Here is a 17,114-nt window from a genome sequence, read left to right on the forward strand (position 1 = left end):
ACCCTGTTCCTCTGCTGCTGATCCAGGTCCTAGCCCACCGACATCGGTTCGGTGGTGAGCTCCACCGATCCGAAGGGGAAGGGGTAGAAGAACGTTCCTGTTCCGTCCCAGTCGGTGATCGGAATCATCGCGAACCAGACCTGGCTGATCACGACGGACACGACAGCCAGGATCGCGATGGCGGCGGCAGCTCTGTCGAGGTATCGGATGGCTGAGGGAATGTCTGTCGCACGGCGGAGCACCATGGTGATCGCCGAGAAAGCGATCGCAGCGATCGCGATGAAGACCAACGGGCTGGCGTGCAGAGTGAGACTCACGCACAGTGGTGCGGTGTCAGTCAGATTCCCGGCGGCATCCGTGAAACTGCCGTCAGCGGTGACGCCTCCTGGGCAGTATCCCTTGTTGCTCGTCATGAATATGGAGTAGCCCGCGGCGGCGGCGAGACAGACCACGAGCAGACGGCGAACACGAGCGATGATCTCGACTCCGGGCAGGGAGGACGCCTGCAGTGGTGATTCCGACTGCGAAGTCTGAGACACGATGACACTCCTCACGCTGTGCACACGACACTATCGATGGTGTGGGTGAGGATCCACCCGAGAACGCAGAAGCCTCGCGCCTCCTTTCTGAGATGCAGCCGAGCCCTCACCACAAGCGATCGATGTCGGCGCGGAGGTATGGTGATCGAGTGATCGAGAAGCGCAAACGGATGCTGACGTTGTACATCTCAACACTCCTGGTCGTCGGTCTTGCTATGACGATCTTCGGCACGCTGTTGCCCCTCGGGGGCGGACTCGCGATCGCCGGTATCGGCATTGCGTCGATCGGCGCCGCCCTCGTTCTGATCGGGACCGTCATCGCCGGGACTTGATAGGTTCCGCCCATGAGGCTGAAAACACCACCGGCGGGGGCGAGCTGGACGCACACCGGAGCGAGAACCGGTTTCGAAGTCGCTTTCTTCGAGGATCTGGATGCCGGTCATCGTCTGTCCGGACACACCACGGCGAACGAATCCTCCGCACTGTGGTCGGTCGGCTATGACGTGGCGGTGGACCGGTTGTGGAGAACGGTCGCCGTGCGTGCATCGAACCTCACGGACGCCGGGGAAGAGAAGCTGACGCTGACGCGCGACTCGGAGGGAAGGTGGACGGCGAACGGTGAGCAGCGACCCGACCTCCATGGATGCGGTGACGTCGACTTCGAGTCGTCAGCGGTGACGAACACGCTTCCTCTCCACCGTCTTGACTTCATCGAGGGAGTCAGCGTCGATGTGCCGGCAGCGTTCGTCCGTGCTGACGACCTCCGAGTGGAACGTCTCGAACAGCGCTACACATTGATGAAGGCAGACCGCGAGCAGATCCTGTTCCACTACGAGTCATCAACTTTCGAGTTCGCGTGCGATCTGCGGTACGACCGCTCGGGGCTCATCGTCGAGTATCCGGGGATCGCCATCAGAGAGTGCTAGGTGAAGGTCCGACCGGAGTGTCTGGTGCGTCCCGCGGACGGCCCACGCCTCAGGCGATGTACACCTTGCGCAGCGTCTCGGTGACCGTCCACACGGTGCGCTGTCCCTCGGCCAGGCGCACGACCGACCCGGCCTCGACCTCGATCGCGGGCAGCGCCGGCTCGACGAATTCGATGCGGGCATGACCGGAGAGCACGACGAAGACCTCGTCGGTCTCGGTGTCGGATGCCGTGCCCGACGTCATCTCCCAGATGCCGATCTCGACCTCGCCGACGGCGGCCAGTGCCTGCGTGGCTGTGGTGGGCGTGCCGATGATCACCTCATCCGACGGCAACGGCGAGTGCACGAGCGGCAGCGCCGCAGCATCCGCTCGCTCCCCTGCAGCGAGCTCGCTCACGAGTCGAACCCCATGCCGACGGCATCCAGCGTCTTGAGGAACAGGTTGCGCTTGCCCTCGTTGTGATCGGCCCGGTTCATCGCGGCGCGCACGAGATTGACGCCGATCGAGGCGACCGGCTCGGGCGGGAAGGGGATCGGCTTCTCGCGCACCATAGCGAGCTCGGTGCGCTCGGTCGGCTCGCCCGTCAGCTTGTCGAGCATGACGTCGGCGGCGAAGCGGGCTGCGCCGACACCGAGCCCGGTGAACCCGGTCGCGTAGGCGACCCGGCCCTTGCGGGCGGTGCCGAAGAACGCGCAGAAGCGACTCGACGAGTCGATCGCCCCTGCCCACCGGTGCGTGAAGCGCAGACCCTCGAGCTGCGGGAACGTCGTGAAGAAGTGCGATGCCAGCTTGCGGTGACTCTCGGCGCGGTCCTCGTACTCCGGGCGCACCTTGCCGCCGAAGTGGTAGACCGCGTCGTACCCGCCGAAGAGGATGCGGTTGTCGGCCGTGAGCCGGTAGTAATGGAACTGGTTGGCGCTGTCGGCCAGGCCCTGCCGGTTCGACCAACCGATCGAGTCGAGCTGCTCGTCGGTCAGCGGCTCGGTCATCAGCACGTAGTCGTAGACCGGCACGGTCATCAGACGGTTGCGCTTGAGCAGCGACGGGAAGACGTTGGTGGCGAGCGCCACAGCATCCGCTCGCACCTGCCCGCCGTCACGCGTGACGAGCGTGATCGCGCTCGACCCGTCGCCGATCACCTCGCGCACTAGGGCGTGCTCGTAGATCTCGACCCCGAGCTCGACCGCCACACGGGCCAGCTCGAGACCGAGCTTGGCGGGGTGCACGAGGGCGCACCCCTCGCGTTCCCAGGCACCGGCGAGAAACGTGTCGGAGTGCACCTCGGCCTGCACGGCCTCGCGGTCGAGAAAGCCCTCCTCCTCGCGCAGCCACTCGACCTGGTGCGGTTCGACGGCCACGGCCAGCTGGCCGGTGCGCTCGAAGTCGACATCCATGTCGTGGCGCTTCACGGTCTCTTCGATGCCGTCGAGGTTCTCGATGCCCAGCTCTTCGAGGCGGTCGATCTCGTCGGGCCAGCGGGTGAGTCCGTTCTCGTGCCCGTGCGTGAGGCTCGCCTCGCAGAATCCGCCGTTGCGCCCAGAGGCGGCCCACGCGATGCGCGACGCCTCGAGCAGCACGACTCGACGCTCGGGGTCGCGCTCCTTGGCGCGCACTGCCGTCCACAGTCCGGCATAGCCTCCGCCGACGATCGCGAGGTCGGCCGTGATGCTCTCGGTGAGCGCCGGGTAGGGCACGCGCTTGACGTCGTCGAGCCAGAACACGCTGAAGGCCGTGTCGCGCAGCGAGGCGTCGATCACGGCATCCGCGGGGCGGCGGCGTTCGAAGACCGTGGTTCCCATGATCAGTCCTGTTCTCGGGGCTCGCGCCTCAGCGCGTGCCCCAGTTGTAGAGGTCTTTGTAGAGCCCGGCGTAGAGCAGGCTCTCGGTGTGGGTGATGCCGGGGATCGTGCGGATGCGGGTGGCGATCAGGTCGAGCAGGTGAGTGTCGCTCTCGCACACGGCCTCGACGAGGATGTCGAAGGTGCCCAGCGTGACGACGACGTAGGCGAGCTCGGTGATCTTCGTCAGCTCCTCGGCGATGAGCCGGGGGTCGCCGGTGACACGGATGCCGATCATCGACATGCGGTTGAAGCCGAGCTGCATCGGGTCGGTCACGGCGACGATCTGGATGATGCCGGCCTCGGTCATCCGCTGCACGCGCTGACGCGCCGCCGCCTCGCTGAGCCCCACCTCTCGGCCGATCTCGGCGTAGGGCCGACGGCCGTCCTCCTGCAGCAGCTCGACGATCCGCTTCGAGATGTCATCCAGCATGGGCTGCTTGGCTGTGGTGCTCATGTGTCGATATTGACAGGATCGCGCTCCCGAAGCAACTGATTCCATCGTTCAAGTCAGCTGACTCTTCTGTATTCGCAATCCGATGGCTAGCATGGCGAGTATGGCCACAGAACTCCTTCAGAACTTCATCGGCGGGCAGTACGTTCCCGTGAGCGGTCAGGCGCGGATGCCGCTCATCGACCCCGTGACCGAGGAGACGTATGGCGAGCTGCCGATCTCCGACACCTCTGACGTCGATGCGGCGTACGCCGCGGCATCCGCCGCCTTCCCGCTCTGGCGTGACACCACCCCGGCCGACCGCCAGCTCGCGCTGTTCCGCATCGCCGACGAGATGCAGGCGCGCGCAGAGGAGTTCGCCGACCTCGAGTCGAAGGACACCGGCAAGCCGCGGGCCAGCCTCGTCGCCGACGAGATCGTGCAGTCGATCGATCAGCTGAGGTTCTTCGCCGGTGCCGCTCGCAGCCTCGAGGGTCGGGCCGCGGGGGAGTATCTCGCCGGCCACACCTCGTTCGTGCGCCGCGAGCCGATCGGCGTGATCGGTCAGGTCACTCCCTGGAACTACCCGCTCAACATGGCGGTGTGGAAGATCGCACCTGCGCTCGCCGCAGGCAACACGGTCGTGCTCAAGCCGGCCGAGTCGACCCCGCTGACCACTCTGCTGCTCGCTGAGATCGTCGCGCTGCACACGCCCGCAGGCGCACTCAACGTCGTGCTGGGCGACCGCGACACCGGGGTGGCTCTCGTCGAGCATCCGACCCCGCAGATGGTCGCGATCACCGGATCCGTGCGTGCAGGCATGGCCGTCGCGCGGTCGGCGGCGAACGACGTCAAGCGCGTGCACCTCGAGCTCGGCGGCAAGGCTCCCGCGATCGTGTTCCCTGACGCGAACCTCGACAAGGCGGCATCCGGCATCGTCGCCGGAGCATTCTTCAATGCCGGGCAGGACTGCACTGCCGCGACCCGCGTGCTCGTGCACTCGTCGGTGCACGACGAGTTCGTCGCTGCGCTGGTCGAGAAGGCGAAGACGGATGCCCGCACCGGTTCCCCGCACGAGGAGGGGGTGCTCTACGGCCCGCTCAGCAGCGCAGCGCAGCTCGCCCAGGTGCAGGGATTCGTCGACCGGCTGCCCGCGCACGCCACGATCGAGACCGGCGGTGCGCGTCAGGGGGAGAAGGGCTACTTCTTCGAGGCGACCATCGTGTCGGGGCTGCACCAGGACGACGAGGCCGTGCAGGGCGAGATCTTCGGCCCGGTGCTCACCGTGCAGTCGTTCGACACCGAGGAGCAGGCGCTCGAGATGGCGAACGACGTGCCCTATGCGCTCGCGTCATCGGTGTGGACGACCGACCACGCCCGGGCGATGCGCTTCTCCCGCGACCTCGACTTCGGCTGCGTGTGGATCAACACGCACATCCCGTTCGTCTCGGACATGCCGCACGGTGGCTTCAAGCACTCCGGCTACGGCAAGGACCTCTCGCACTACGGCTTCGACGACTACACGCGCATCAAGCACGTGATGTCGGCGCTCGACTGAAGAGTCGAGGCTCGGATCCCTCGACACGTATGACGCGATGTGTCAAGCTGGCCGCACGTCGAATCCGGGGGGATCATCTTGGCACGACCACTCGCCGGGCCCCAGACCCTGCTTCGAACGCTCAACGGCCGCGCGATCCTCGAGACTCTCGCGCGCCGCGGCCCGCTCACCCGAGCTGAACTCGTCGCCGAGACAGGTCTGTCGCGCACAGCCGTGACGCAGGTGCTGCGAATGCTCGAGGCGTCGTCTGCCGTGGCCGCAGCCGGAGTCGATCGCGACACGCGCGGACCGGCAGCGGGGCGCGTCGCACTGCATCCGCAGCTCGGGTTCGCCGCGGCCGTGCACGTCGACGCCCACGCCGCGCATGTCGCCCTGGTCGACCCGACCGGGGCGGTGCGAGCGGAGACTCACGCCGCATTCCCCGCGCGCGGTGACCGGGTGCAGCACATCGCCGGGCTGATCGACGCGTGTCGCCGCACGGTGAACGGGCCGCTGCTGCTCGCTGTCGTCGGAATCCCCGGCATCGTCACCGCCGACGGAGGCATCCGCGATGATCAGGGGCCGGACGGCGGTGCGTTCAAGAACGGGCTGGCCGCACGGCTCGGCTGCCCGGTGCGCGTCGAGAACGACGTCAACCTCGCGGCTCTCGCCGAGCTCTCCGAGGGCACGGGCGCAGAACTCAGCAGCTTCGCGCTGTTGCTCCTCGATGACGGTCTCGGAGCCGGCATCGTCATCGACGGATCCCTGCACCGCGGATTCTCGGGTGTCGCCGGCGAGGTCATGTATCTGCCGCAGAGTCCGCTGCCGATCGGCGCACCGGTGCTCGGCGACGCCGTCGTGCGCGACCTCGCTCTCGCCCACGGACGCGACCCCGACGAGACGATCGACCAGCACCTCGACGCTGCGTGGGCCGGGGACGCTGCCGCGCTCGCCATGGCGGCGGAGATGGGGCGCCGGCTCACTCTGATCGCGGGCAGCATCGCGCTCGTGCTCGACCCGGAGGCCTTTCTGCTCAGCGGCACAGCCGCGCACCCTGCGCTCGCCCGTGCGGCAGCTGAGTTCGCGGAAGAACTCGCCCCTCAGTTGCCGCTCACACTCGTGGTCTCGTCGTTCGGTCCGGAGGCGCCGCTGGTCGGTGCGGTCGGCGAGGCGGCATCCGCCCTTCGGGCATCGGTGTTCTCACTGGTGCTCCCCGCCTCGGACAGGAGCCGACGGTGACCTCAGACCTCGCAGATCGACTCGGCCTCGCACCTGGCGCCAGAGCCGTCATCATCAACGCCGACGACTTCGGCATGTGCCACGCGGCCAACACCGCGATCACTCAGTTGCTCGACGCAGGACGCATCGACTCGACGACCCTGATGGTGCCGTGTGCCTGGGCGCCCGAGGCGATGGCATTCGCGGCCTCGCGCACCGACCTCGACGTCGGTGTGCACCTCGTGCTCACGAGCGAGTGGACCGACTATCGCTGGCGACCGCTCACGGGCGCCGCCACGACTCTCGTCGACGGAGCCGGATACTTCCCCGCAGACGTCCTCGCGATCGAGGAGCTCGCGTCGGTCGACGACGTCACCGTTGAGATCGCCGCGCAGCTGCAGGCGGCGCTGGATGCCGGCGTCGACGTGACGCACCTCGACAACCACATGGGATCGGTCTACGGTCTGCTCACCGGGCGAGACTTCCTCGGCCCGGTCTTCGAGCTCGCCGCCCGCAACGGACTGCCGTTCCGGCTGCCTCGCAGCATGGAGGGCACGGGCGACGACGCCGCACTGCAGGCGAAGCTCGCAGAGGCATCGGCCGCAGCCGACTCTCTCGGCGTCGAGATCATCGACCGGCTGTGGAGCCACCCGTTCGAAGAGGTCCCCGGCGAATCCTACGAGCAGATCCGCGACGGCTTCATCGCGCTGCTCCGTGCCGTTCCGGCCGGGGTGACCGAGATCTATCTGCACCCCATGGTCGACGATGACGAGCTGCGCGCCGCTGTCGACTTCGCCGCCGCCAAGCGCGGACACGAGCTTCGCCTGCTCTCCGACCCCGCCGTGCTGCAGGCGATCGCCGACGAAGGGCTCGTGCGACTCGGGTGGCGCGACCTGCGCGATCTGCAGCGGAGTCGGCGCGCATGACCTCGATGTCGACGCGGCTGCGCGACCGTCGACTCGACGGTGCTCCCACCGGGCCGCAGGCGATCGCCTTCGGTGCCTCCGGGTTCCCGACGCAGCTCATGGCGCAGACATTTTCGGCCTTCGTCGTCTACTTCTACGTCACGCACCTCGGCGTCGCACCGGGATGGGTCGCCGCGGCGATGATCGCGCACGGCATCCTGAACGCGGTCCTGAACCCGATCGTGGGCGCGCTCTCTGACCGCATCCGCACGCCGTGGGGTCGCCGCATTCCCTGGATCGGTCTCGGCATCGTGCCGCTCGTGGTCGCTTTCGCGCTGGTGTGGATGCCGCCGGAGCTGCCGACCGCCGGGCTGATCGTGTGGTTCCTGATCGTGGTCGCGGTGTACGACATCGCGTTCGTGGTGGTCGTGCTGAACATCTCGGCGCTGTTCCCCGAGATCTTCCGCACGACCGACGAGCGAGCGCGAGGCAACGTGCCCCGCCAGATCTTCGCGATCCTCGGAATCGTGCTCGGCACCGCCGGCGCGCCCGCACTCTATGGGTCGATCGGCTGGCCGGGCATGGCGATCGTGCTCTCGGCCGTCTGCCTCGTGCTGCTGGTGTGGTCGTTCTTCGGCGGCATGATCGAGCGTCGGGTGCCGGAGGCGGCATCCGAAGCGATGCGGTGGGGCGACCAGCTGAAGTACACGTTCGCGAACCGCGCGTTCGTGCCCTACGTGCTCGGCTCGCTGTTCATCCAGACGTCGATCGCCGTCGTGCTCGCCGCTCTGCCGTTCTACGTGCGGTACTCGCTGGGTGCCGCCGAGGGAGAAGCCAGTCTGCTGCTGGGTGCGATCTTCGTGACCGCCATCCCGTCGATCGTGCTGTGGAGCGCGATCGTGCGGCGCACCTCACCCCGAGCGGCGCTGCTGTGGAGCGTCGCGGTGTTCGGCATCGCCATGCTCGGCTACCTGCTGCCGTCGACCGTGCTCGCCGCTGCGCTCGTCGGTGTCGCGGTGGGCGTCGGAGTCGGCGGCCTGCTGCAGCTGCTCGAAGTCGTGCTCGCGCAGATCATCGACGAGGATGCCCTGCGCACCGGACATCGACGAGAGGGTGCGTACTTCGGCGTGAACGGCTTCGTGGTGCGCGGCTCGGTCGTGCTGCAGGCCGTCGTCGCCGCGGCCGTGCTCACGGCATCCGGCTTCGATGCGTCCCTGGGCGATGCGCAACCGGAGGCCGTCGACGGCGGCATCCGAGTGATGGTCGCGGTGGTTCCGCTGGGCTTCGCCGCGCTCGCCTGGCTGTGCTTCTGGCTCTACCCGATCCGGACCCGAGACCTCTGACGTCAGGAGGCGGCTCGCCGCGGCATCCGGGTCTGCGACTGGCGTCGGCCGTGGTCAAAAACGCATCCGAAAGCGCCGATTGCGGTGCGTTTTCGACCACTCACCGGATAACGGATGCGTTCTTGACCACGCACCGGCGCCGGGCGACCCAGTGCCCCCGCTCTTCATCCGAACAGTGCATCCCGGAGCCCGGAACCACAAGAACCAGGCTCAAGAAACAGACCGACGCGCCTCCCAGCCCGTCCGCACCATCTCGTCGACCGTGTACCGCATCTTCCAGTCGAGGTCGCGGGCGGCGAGCTCGCCGGTCGCGACGATGCGGTCGGGGTCGCCGGGGCGGCGGGGGCCGATCTCGGGGGTGAAGTCGATGCCGGTGACGCGTGCGACAGCATCCATGATCTGCTTCACGCTGAGGCCGTCACCGGATCCGAGGTTGTACGCCGCCTCGATGGGCTCGCCGCCTGCGAGTCGCTGAGCTGCCGCGACGTGGGCTGCGGCGATGTCGCCGACGTGCACGTAGTCGCGCACATTGGTGCCGTCTTCGGTGTCGTAGTCGTCGCCGTTGATGCGCGGGGTCTCTCCGGCGATGAGCTTCTCGAACACGATCGGGAAGAGGTTGTGCGGGCTCACGTCGTAGACGGTCGGGTCTGCGGAGCCGACGACGTTGAAGTACCGCAGTGACGTGTGGCGCAGCGGCTTGTCGGACTCGGCGGTCGCGATCGCCTGATCGCGCAGCAGCCACTCTCCGATCAGCTTCGACTCGCCGTAGGGGCTGGCCGGCTTCTTGGCGGTGTCTTCGACGACGAGTGCGACGTCGGGGGTGCCGAACACGGCGGCAGACGACGAGAACACGATGTTCGTGACGCCCGCGGCCTCCATTGCTTCGAGGATCACGCGGGTGCCTTCGACGTTCTGCGCGTACGTGTGCAGCGGGCGCTGCACCGAGACGCCGGCGTACTTGTATCCGGCGACGTGGATGACGCCTTCGGCACGGTGGTCGCGCAGCGTCTTCTCGACGAGCTCGCGGTCGAGGATGCTGCCCTGCACGAAGGCCACACCCTCGGGCACGAACGATGCGACACCGCTCGAGAGGTCATCGAGGATGACGGGCGTGAGCCCTGCATCCGCCAGTGCGCGAACGACGTGCGAGCCGATGTAGCCGGCGCCGCCGGTCACGATCCAGGACATTGTGCTCCTCAGGGTGGGGAAGTGTTCAGTATCTCAGGTCGCGGCCAGCGGACCCTGACCCGATCCGCGGAGCTGGTCGCGAACAGCGGAGGGGTCCGCAGATCGGGACTGCGGATGTCGGTCGGTCAGGCGTCGCGGCCAGCGGACCCTGACCCGATCCGCGGAGCCGGTCGCGAACAGCGGAGGGGTCCGCAGATCGGGACTGCGGATGTCGGTCGGTCAGGCGTCGCGGCGCGCTCCGGCCGACGGAATGACGGTGAAGATCACGGGGTCCGCGAACCCGGATGCGGCGAACGCGGCGTTCACGGCATCCGACACCTGCTGCACGGCATCCTGCTCGATGAGCGCGATCGCCGCTCCGCCGAAGCCGCCTCCGGTCATGCGGGCGCCGAGCGCGCCGGCGGCGAGGGCGGCCTCGACGGCCGTGTCGAGCTCGGGCACCGAGATCTCGAAGTCGTCGCGCATCGACGCGTGCGAGGCCACGAGCAGGTCGCCGATGGACCGGGGGCCCTCTTCACGCAGCACCTTCACGGTGTCGAGCACGCGCTGGTTCTCGGTGACCACGTGACGCACCCGACGGAAGGTCACGTCGTCCATGAGCTCCTCGGCGCGGGGCAGGTCGTCGACCGAGACATCACGCAGGCTCGGCACGCCCATGATCGCGGCGCCGCGCTCGCAGGCGGCGCGGCGCTCACCGTAGCCGCCGGTCGAGTGGGCGTGCTTGACGCGCGTGTCCATCACGAGGATCGCGAGGCCGGCCTCGGCGACGCCCACCTGCACGAGGTTGGCGTCGAGCGAGCGGCAGTCGAGGAAGATCGCAGCGTCGGGTTCGCCGAGCATCGAGGCCATCTGGTCCATGATGCCGGTCGGGGCACCCACGGCCTCGTTCTCCGCGCGCCGGCCGACGCGCGCAAGGGCGATTCGGTCGAGTCCAGCGGCCCAGAGGTCGTTGAGGGCGGATGCCGTGGCGCTCTCGATCGCGGCGGACGACGAGAGCCCTGCGCCCACGGGGACGTCGGAGGTGATCGCGATGTCGAGGCCCGTGCCGATGGTGGCCGACGGGGCCACGCCGTCGGCCTGGCGCAGCGCCCAGGCGACGCCGAGCGGGTAGGCGGCCCATTCGGGAACACCAGGGGCGGTGGCGGACGGAGTGGGGAACAGCTCGTCGAGCTCGTCGAGGGAGACTTCGACCGGCTCGGCGGCGAAGGTCGACGCGACGCGCACTCGACCCAGGCCGTCGTCACGGACCCCGACAGCCGCGTACGTGCGGTGCGGGATCGCGAACGGCAGCACGAAGCCGTCGTTGTAGTCGGTGTGCTCGCCGATCAGGTTCACCCTGCCGGGTGCCGACCAGACGCCGTCGGGGGCGCGGCCGGTGAGGTCGGTGAAGAGGGCGGTCGCGGCCTCATGGGTGGTGGCGGTCATGCGGATGCCTCGTCTGCGGTGTCTGTGGTGTCTGCGGTGTCGGCGGATGCGTGGGCGGCGTCTGCCTTCGCGATGGCCTCGCGGATGCGGGCTGCGCCCTGTTCGGGGGTGACCTCTGCGGCCCAGGCCCACATCGCGGCCTCGGAGCCGGCGAGGAACTTGAGCTTGTCGGCCGCTCGACGGGGACTCGTGAGCTGCAGGTGCAGCCGCACGCTGTCGCGGCCGACGTTGACCGGAGCCTGATGCCAGGCGGCGATGTAGGGGGTCGGGGTGTCGTACAGGGCGTCGACGCCGCGGAGCAGACGCAGGTAGAGGGGAGCGAGCTCGTCGCGCTCGGCATCCGTCGTCTCGGCGAAGTCGGGCACGTGGCGGTGCGGCATCAGGTGCACCTCCAGCGGCCAGCGTGCGGCGAAGGGCACGAAGGCCGTCCAGTGCTCGCCGCGGAACACGACGCGCTCGGACGCCTGCTCGGACTCGAGGATGTGCTGGAACAGATCGGGCGCGGTGCGGTCGATCGAGTCGAGCAGCCGAGTGGTGCGCGGCGTCACGTAGGGGTAGGCGTAGATCTGGCCGTGGGGGTGGGGGAGCGTCACCCCGATGGCTTCGCCGCGGTTCTCGAACGGGAAGATCTGCTCGATGCCTGGAAGCTTCGAGAGCGCTGCGGTGCGGTCGGCCCACGCCTCGATCACGGTGCGGGCGCGGGTGACCGACTGGGTGCCGAACGAGCCGGTGTGCTCGGGGCTGAAGCACACGACCTCGCAGCGGCCGACCGAGGTGCGGGTGCGGCCGAGTCCCAGAGCGCCGAGGTCGTCGAGACCGCGCGGCGGGTTGCTCGCTTCGGGGGCGGTGCCGGTCGCCTCGGCCAGAGCGGGGCCGAATGCAGGGGAGCGGTTCTCGAACACGGCGACGTCGTAGAGCGACGGCACCTCAGACGGGTTGGTCGGGGACTGCGGAGCGAGCGGGTCGGCGTCGGCGCTCGGCATCATCACGCGGTTCTGGCGGTTCGCCGCGACGGTGATCCAGTCGCCCGTGAGCACGTCGAGGCGCATAGTGGCGGTCTCGCCGCGGGCGTCGAGGGTGCGTGCGTCGACTGCGCGCTCGGCGCCGAGCGTCGTGTCGGGGTCGTCGAAGTAGATCAGTTCGCGGCCGTCGGCGAGCGTGGTGGCCCGCTTGGTGATTCCGGCGGAGAGGGTCTCGGTTCGCAACTCAGGAGATTCGTGCGTGTTCACGTAAACATGGTACGCACACCGCCGTGGTAACGTCAACATTCCGGAGTTGTGAACGGGAAGCGGAGGTGCCTGTGATGGATGACGATCTCCCGCTCGGCCTCGACCGTCCGCGACGCCGCCGCCCCGCATCGGGTCGGGTGTCGATGGCGATGGTCGCCTCGCGAGCCGGAGTCTCGGGGCAGACCGTCTCACGCGTCGTCAACGACAGCCCGCGCGTCGACCCCGTGACGCGTGCGCGTGTCGAGCAGGCGATGGCGGAGCTCGGATACCGCCCGCATCGCGCCGCTCGGGCGCTGCGCACCGGACGCTCGCAGACCATCGGACTCGTCGTCACGACTCTCGCGACGGTCGGCAACTCTCGCATGCTGCAGGCCACGGCCGAGGCGGCGGCCGAACGCGGCTACGCCCTCACCCTCGTGACGGCGGGCGACAGCGTCGCCGATGCCTTCGAGCGGCTCGCCGCACAAGAGGTCGACGGGGCGATCGTGCTGAACGAGGCGTCGGCCCTGGTGCCTGCAGCCGAGCGGCCGGCCGGTCTGCGCCTGGTCGTGGTCGATGCGCCGGCGTCAGCCGACCTCGCCGTCGTGCACAGCGATCACGTCGGCGGAGCTGGCGCGGCCACCGTGCATCTGTTGAGCCTCGGTCACGAGACCGTGCACCACCTCGCGGGCCCGCTCGACTCGTTCGCGGCGGCGGAGCGCGAGCGCGGGTGGCGTGACGCCCTCGTCGCTGCGGGCATCGAGCCTCCGGCGGTCGTACGCGGCGACTGGAGTGCCGAGGCCGGGTTCGTCGCCGGAAACGCTCTGCGCACCGCATCCGCCGTCTTCTGCGCCAACGATCAGATGGCGCTGGGACTTCTGCGTGCGCTCGCCGAGGCGGGGCGTCGGGTGCCTGAGGACGTCAGCGTCGTCGGCTTCGACGATGTGCCGGATGCCGCGAACTACCGCCCGCCTCTGACGACGATCCGCCAGGACTTCACCGCCCTCGCGCACCGGGCCGTCGGTCTGCTCGTCGCCGAGATCGAGGGCGCGCCGGGTGCCGCGGCATCCGCTGTCGTGCCGACCCTTCTCATCGACCGCGCGAGCACCCGCTGAGGCGGTCGACTTCTCCGCCTGCGGTCGCCTTCTCCGCGCTGCGGGGTCAATAACGCACCGCAAACGGCCGATTCGGATGCGTTTTTGACCCCGCCTGTTGCGAAGGTGCACTTTTGACCCCGCCTGTTGCGAGGGATGCGTTTTTGACCCCGCCTGTTGCGAGGGATGCACTTTTGGCCCGGGCTTGTCCGGCGCTCGCATCGGTGCTGTGTGTTGCGCTGGCTCGGTGGTGCGGGGTCAATAACGCATCGCAAACGGCCGATTCGGATGCGTTTTTGACCCTGCCTGGTGCGAAGGATGCGTTTGTGACCCCGGCTGGTGCGGGGGGTGCGAAAGTGACCCCGGCTGGTGCGGGAGGTGCGAAAGTGACCCCGCCAGGGCGCGGGGGCGGGGCCGGGGCCGGGGCCTGGGCGCGGGCGAGGACGCCCCGCCGGGCGCGGGCGCGGGCCGGGCGCGGGGCTGGGCGCAGGCGCGGGCCGGGCGCGGGCGACGGTCAGGAAGGCGGCGCCGACGACTCTCTCGCGTGCATCGTCGGACTCAGCGACACCCGGTGCACGGGGCGCGTCGGATCGGCGATCCGTCGGGCCAGAAGGTCGATCGCTGCCGCACCGACTGCGGCGCGCGGCGGGCTGACGGCGCTGAGCGCGGGGGTGAACAGCTGGGCGACCTCGTCGTCGTAGGCGACTATCGAGAGATCCTCCGGCACCGAGAGTCCTCGGTTGAGTGCGATGTCGATGAAGGCCATCGCCTCGGGGTCGGAGTGGATCAGCAACCCGGTCACTCCGGCGGCGAGCGCCCTGTCGATGGCCGCGTTGACGGCCGAGGTGAAACCGGGGCCGTTTCGATCGGGGAAGAGGCTCTCGAAGTGCTCGGAGGGTGCCAGCCCGAGCTCTTCGCAGGCGGTCGCCCACCCGGTGAGGATCTTGCGACCGGTGGGCGATTCCCGCGACAGGATGAGGCCGATCCGGCGGTGGCCGAGGCTGGCGAGATGGCGTGCGGCGAGCACCGCCCCCAGCGCATGGTCGGTCGTCACGTTCTCGACCGGCGCGCGGTCGGGGAGTACCACGGCGTCGCGCTCGACGAAGACCGCAGGAACTCCGCAGGAGTCGAGCCACTGCACCACATCCTGCGCGTGCGTCACGTCGGGGTTGGGGGCGACGATGAGGCCGCGCACGTCGTCGGCGGCGAGAAGGCGCTCGAGCACGGGTCGCTCGTCCTGCAGCTCGTAGGAGGCGCCGCGCAGCACCAGGCGCAGCCCCTGCGTGCGGGCCTCGGCCTCCATGCCCCTCACGACCCCCGGCCAGTAGTACGCGAGTGACGGCACGAGCACGCCGATCGCGCCGCCCGTCTGTGACGGCGCGGGCGCCACGACATCGGGAGTCTGCGCCGACACTGCGCCACCGTGCACCCGCTCGAGGCGTCCTTCCTCTTCGAGCTGATGCAGGTCGCGGCGCAGCGTCACCGGGGCGACTCCGAGCTCTTCGGTCAGCCGCGACACCCGCACGATGCCGTCACGTTCGAGGGCGGAGAGGATGTGCGCGTGACGCGCGGGCGCCAGCGGAGCGTGCTGCTGATCGGTCATCGGTCGTCCTCGCTGTCACCCGTCACCGGGATGGCGTCGTCTCTTTCTACCCTGATCCACGCGCGATCGCGTGCGCTCACGTCCAGTTCGATGCGGGTGAGTCGTTCTCCCCACACGTCGCTCAGCATCGGGTCGTCGAGAAGGCGCACTGTCAGGGCCGGGCGGATGCCGGTGGGCCAGCGGATCACGACGGCTGTCGCCCCGTCGAGTGGTGCCACCCGGATGCCGTCGGCGAGCGGTGTCACGGCGCCGGCCACGACAAGGTTGAGGCGGGTGGGCCGGCCGGGCGAAGGGGCGCCGCTCCATTCGTCCGACACGCGGACGACCGCCTCAGTGCGGTCGAGCTCGACGGTGCGTCGCCACGTCAGCCCGCCGACCTCGTAGGCGTCGCCGAGGCCGAGTGTCAGCGACGACACGGCATCCGTCACCGACACATCGACGTCGGATGCGGCGAACTCCCGGCCAGGCGACTGGTCGACCCCGGCGACAGTGGGGGTGTTGTGCCATGAGCTCTGCATGGTCCAGATCGAATAGCGGTCGGGGCCGAACGTGGCCTTCGTGTACGTCGGGCGTCCGGCGTCGACGATGACGGGCACCCCGTCGGACGTGACGATGAACGATCCGACATCGTTGTGGTTGTGGTGCTCGGCGTTGTGCCCGCCCTTGACCACGAGGCCGAGACCATCGGCCGACCCGGCGCGCTGTCGTGCGAGGAGCACCTGGGTCGACGGCAGCCACACGTCACGGGGGAGCGGAGAGTCGGCAGGCGCCGCGGCGACCCACTCGGCATCCGTCAGTTCGCGGATGAGGCGTCCGAGCCCGGCTGCCTCGGACGGCGGAGCACCGCGATGCGCGGCAGCGTGGGCGGCGGCATCCGTATCGCCCGCGCGCCGTGCGGCGCGGTGCAGCGCGTGCCAGGGGTGGTGTTCGCGGGGCCGGGCCTGCCCGTCTGCGAGGTTGGCGTACCACTCGCCGCCGAGGTGGCAGCGGTGCGGAAAGGCGACGGTCTCGCGCAGTGCGACCAGGTCCGGCGTCGGTCGTCCGGTGGCGTGCTCGAGCAGGTCGAGGGCCTCGAGCGCCCGGCAGGCGCCGTTCCACCAGTACGAGTAGCCCTCGTCGATCGCGCCGTCGGCCGGAAGTGAGACGAGATAGCGATCGAGGCCTTCGACGATCAGGTCGATCAGGTGGTCGGGGTCGTCGTGCAGCTGCACGACCGCGGTGAGGACCGCGGAGTGGATCCACGGGTTCCAGTTGTGCACGTCTCCGTCGAGGCCCAGCCAGTGCCAGTCGCGGCGCTCGACGAAGGGGTGGAAGACGCGCACCTGGGCCTCGTGCCGGATGCGGGAGCGGATGCCGGGAGCGCGGGCGTCGAGCTGTGTGCCGAGCAGGTGGTCGACCCAGGCGAGCTGGGAGACGACCTCACCCGCGCCGAGGTCGACGAAGGGATCGGTGACGGTCGCGAGCACGCTGCCGTGCTTCTCGAACGTGTCGTCGTGGGCCGGCCAGCACCACGAGCTCTGCTCGCACAGCAGCTGCACTCCGTCGACGACCTCGTCGATCCACCGATCGTCGAGCGTGACGGCCGCGGCGACGACGGCGCGGCTGAGGCGATGCTGTCGAGCGAAGGCGGGCTTCTCCCAGGCGACGCGGTCGCCGTCGCGGTGCACTCGTGCGGCCTGGCTGGCGAGAGGCTGCGGCCAGGCCGTGCCGAGATCGGCATTCGCACGGGCGACCAGATCGGCCGCGTCGACGTGCGACCAGAGGGCGCGATCGTCGGCGGTCGGTGAGGGGAGCGTGTTCACGCACTCAGCCTAGCTGATCGAAAATGATCAATCTAGCCTCATTTGAGTCTTGTC

Annotated in this window: 16 protein-coding genes; 7 read left to right on the top strand and 9 right to left on the bottom strand. The window is 69.1% G+C overall.

All coding sequences use genetic code 11. From position 1 onward, the window contains the following. Nucleotides 1–29: 29 nt before the first annotated feature. Entirely contained in the window at nucleotides 30–539 is a 510-nt protein-coding gene (locus ACIOU8_RS13490; RefSeq protein WP_400790357.1) for a hypothetical protein, read from the bottom strand. Between the two features lie 149 nt (nucleotides 540–688). Here ACIOU8_RS13490 and ACIOU8_RS13495 point away from each other — a divergent pair, with 149 nt between their 5' ends. Beyond that, a complete protein-coding gene (locus ACIOU8_RS13495; RefSeq protein WP_400790360.1) occupies nucleotides 689–871 on the top strand; it encodes a hypothetical protein in 183 nt (60 codons plus the stop codon). A 12-nt stretch (nucleotides 872–883) separates the two neighbouring features. Then, complete coding sequence (locus ACIOU8_RS13500; RefSeq protein ID WP_400790362.1) at nucleotides 884–1,465, top strand: putative glycolipid-binding domain-containing protein; 582 nt, start codon at nucleotides 884–886, stop codon at nucleotides 1,463–1,465. Nucleotides 1,466–1,514: 49 nt separating this feature from the next. Here the strand turns inward: ACIOU8_RS13500 and ACIOU8_RS13505 are convergent, their stop codons facing one another. Genes ACIOU8_RS13505 through ACIOU8_RS13515 form a run of 3 tightly spaced genes read right to left on the bottom strand, consistent with a single transcriptional unit; the run spans nucleotide 1,515 to nucleotide 3,761 of the window. Beyond that, the gene (locus ACIOU8_RS13505; protein ID WP_400790365.1) at nucleotides 1,515–1,862 is read right to left on the bottom strand and encodes a cupin domain-containing protein; all 348 of its coding nucleotides are present in this window, start codon (nucleotides 1,860–1,862) and stop codon (nucleotides 1,515–1,517) included. Beyond that, nucleotides 1,859–3,265 carry an NAD(P)/FAD-dependent oxidoreductase gene (locus ACIOU8_RS13510; protein WP_400790368.1) on the bottom strand — a complete coding sequence of 469 codons (1,407 nt, stop codon included), beginning with the start codon at nucleotides 3,263–3,265 and terminating at the stop codon, nucleotides 1,859–1,861. Before ACIOU8_RS13510 ends, ACIOU8_RS13505 begins: the two co-directional genes overlap by 4 nt. 28 nt (nucleotides 3,266–3,293) lie before the next feature. Continuing rightward, nucleotides 3,294–3,761: an Lrp/AsnC family transcriptional regulator gene (locus ACIOU8_RS13515; RefSeq protein WP_400790370.1), complete on the bottom strand. Its 468-nt coding sequence runs from the start codon at nucleotides 3,759–3,761 to the stop codon at nucleotides 3,294–3,296. Nucleotides 3,762–3,861: 100 nt separating this feature from the next. Here ACIOU8_RS13515 and ACIOU8_RS13520 point away from each other — a divergent pair, with 100 nt between their 5' ends. The 4 genes from ACIOU8_RS13520 to ACIOU8_RS13535 all read left to right on the top strand — a co-directional run bounded on the left by ACIOU8_RS13520 (nucleotide 3,862) and on the right by ACIOU8_RS13535 (nucleotide 8,740). Continuing rightward, entirely contained in the window at nucleotides 3,862–5,295 is a 1,434-nt protein-coding gene (locus tag ACIOU8_RS13520; protein WP_400790373.1) for a gamma-aminobutyraldehyde dehydrogenase, read from the top strand. A 78-nt stretch (nucleotides 5,296–5,373) separates the two neighbouring features. Then, nucleotides 5,374–6,513, top strand: a complete 1,140-nt coding sequence (locus tag ACIOU8_RS13525) for an ROK family protein (protein WP_400790376.1) — start codon at nucleotides 5,374–5,376, stop codon at nucleotides 6,511–6,513. Further along, the gene (locus ACIOU8_RS13530; protein WP_400790378.1) at nucleotides 6,510–7,418 is read left to right on the top strand and encodes a polysaccharide deacetylase family protein; all 909 of its coding nucleotides are present in this window, start codon (nucleotides 6,510–6,512) and stop codon (nucleotides 7,416–7,418) included. Before ACIOU8_RS13525 ends, ACIOU8_RS13530 begins: the two co-directional genes overlap by 4 nt. Continuing rightward, entirely contained in the window at nucleotides 7,415–8,740 is a 1,326-nt protein-coding gene (locus tag ACIOU8_RS13535; RefSeq protein WP_400790381.1) for an MFS transporter, read from the top strand. Before ACIOU8_RS13530 ends, ACIOU8_RS13535 begins: the two co-directional genes overlap by 4 nt. A 210-nt stretch (nucleotides 8,741–8,950) precedes the next feature. Here ACIOU8_RS13535 and galE read toward each other — a convergent pair whose 3' ends face one another. The 3 genes from galE to galT form a co-directional block, all read right to left on the bottom strand. After that, nucleotides 8,951–9,928: a UDP-glucose 4-epimerase GalE gene (gene galE / locus ACIOU8_RS13540; protein WP_400790383.1), complete on the bottom strand. Its 978-nt coding sequence runs from the start codon at nucleotides 9,926–9,928 to the stop codon at nucleotides 8,951–8,953. Nucleotides 9,929–10,147: 219 nt separating this feature from the next. Further along, nucleotides 10,148–11,353, bottom strand: a complete 1,206-nt coding sequence (gene galK / locus ACIOU8_RS13545) for a galactokinase (protein WP_400790385.1) — start codon at nucleotides 11,351–11,353, stop codon at nucleotides 10,148–10,150. Continuing rightward, entirely contained in the window at nucleotides 11,350–12,582 is a 1,233-nt protein-coding gene (gene galT, locus ACIOU8_RS13550; protein WP_400790387.1) for a galactose-1-phosphate uridylyltransferase, read from the bottom strand. Before galT ends, galK begins: the two co-directional genes overlap by 4 nt. Nucleotides 12,583–12,725: 143 nt before the next feature. Here galT and ACIOU8_RS13555 point away from each other — a divergent pair, with 143 nt between their 5' ends. After that, nucleotides 12,726–13,676 (top strand): LacI family DNA-binding transcriptional regulator, encoded by a 951-nt coding sequence (locus ACIOU8_RS13555; protein ID WP_400790704.1) that lies wholly within the window; start codon nucleotides 12,726–12,728, stop codon nucleotides 13,674–13,676. Between the two features lie 493 nt (nucleotides 13,677–14,169). Here the strand turns inward: ACIOU8_RS13555 and ACIOU8_RS13560 are convergent, their stop codons facing one another. Beyond that, the gene (locus ACIOU8_RS13560; protein ID WP_400790389.1) at nucleotides 14,170–15,258 is read right to left on the bottom strand and encodes a substrate-binding domain-containing protein; all 1,089 of its coding nucleotides are present in this window, start codon (nucleotides 15,256–15,258) and stop codon (nucleotides 14,170–14,172) included. Next, the gene (locus ACIOU8_RS13565) at nucleotides 15,255–17,060 is read right to left on the bottom strand and encodes a heparinase II/III family protein (RefSeq protein WP_400790392.1); all 1,806 of its coding nucleotides are present in this window, start codon (nucleotides 17,058–17,060) and stop codon (nucleotides 15,255–15,257) included. The genes ACIOU8_RS13560 and ACIOU8_RS13565 overlap by 4 nt, the downstream gene beginning before the upstream one ends. Nucleotides 17,061–17,114: the final 54 nt, after the last annotated feature.

The organism is Microbacterium sp. NPDC087589 (assembly GCF_044743635.1).
Classification (GTDB): domain Bacteria; phylum Actinomycetota; class Actinomycetes; order Actinomycetales; family Microbacteriaceae; genus Microbacterium.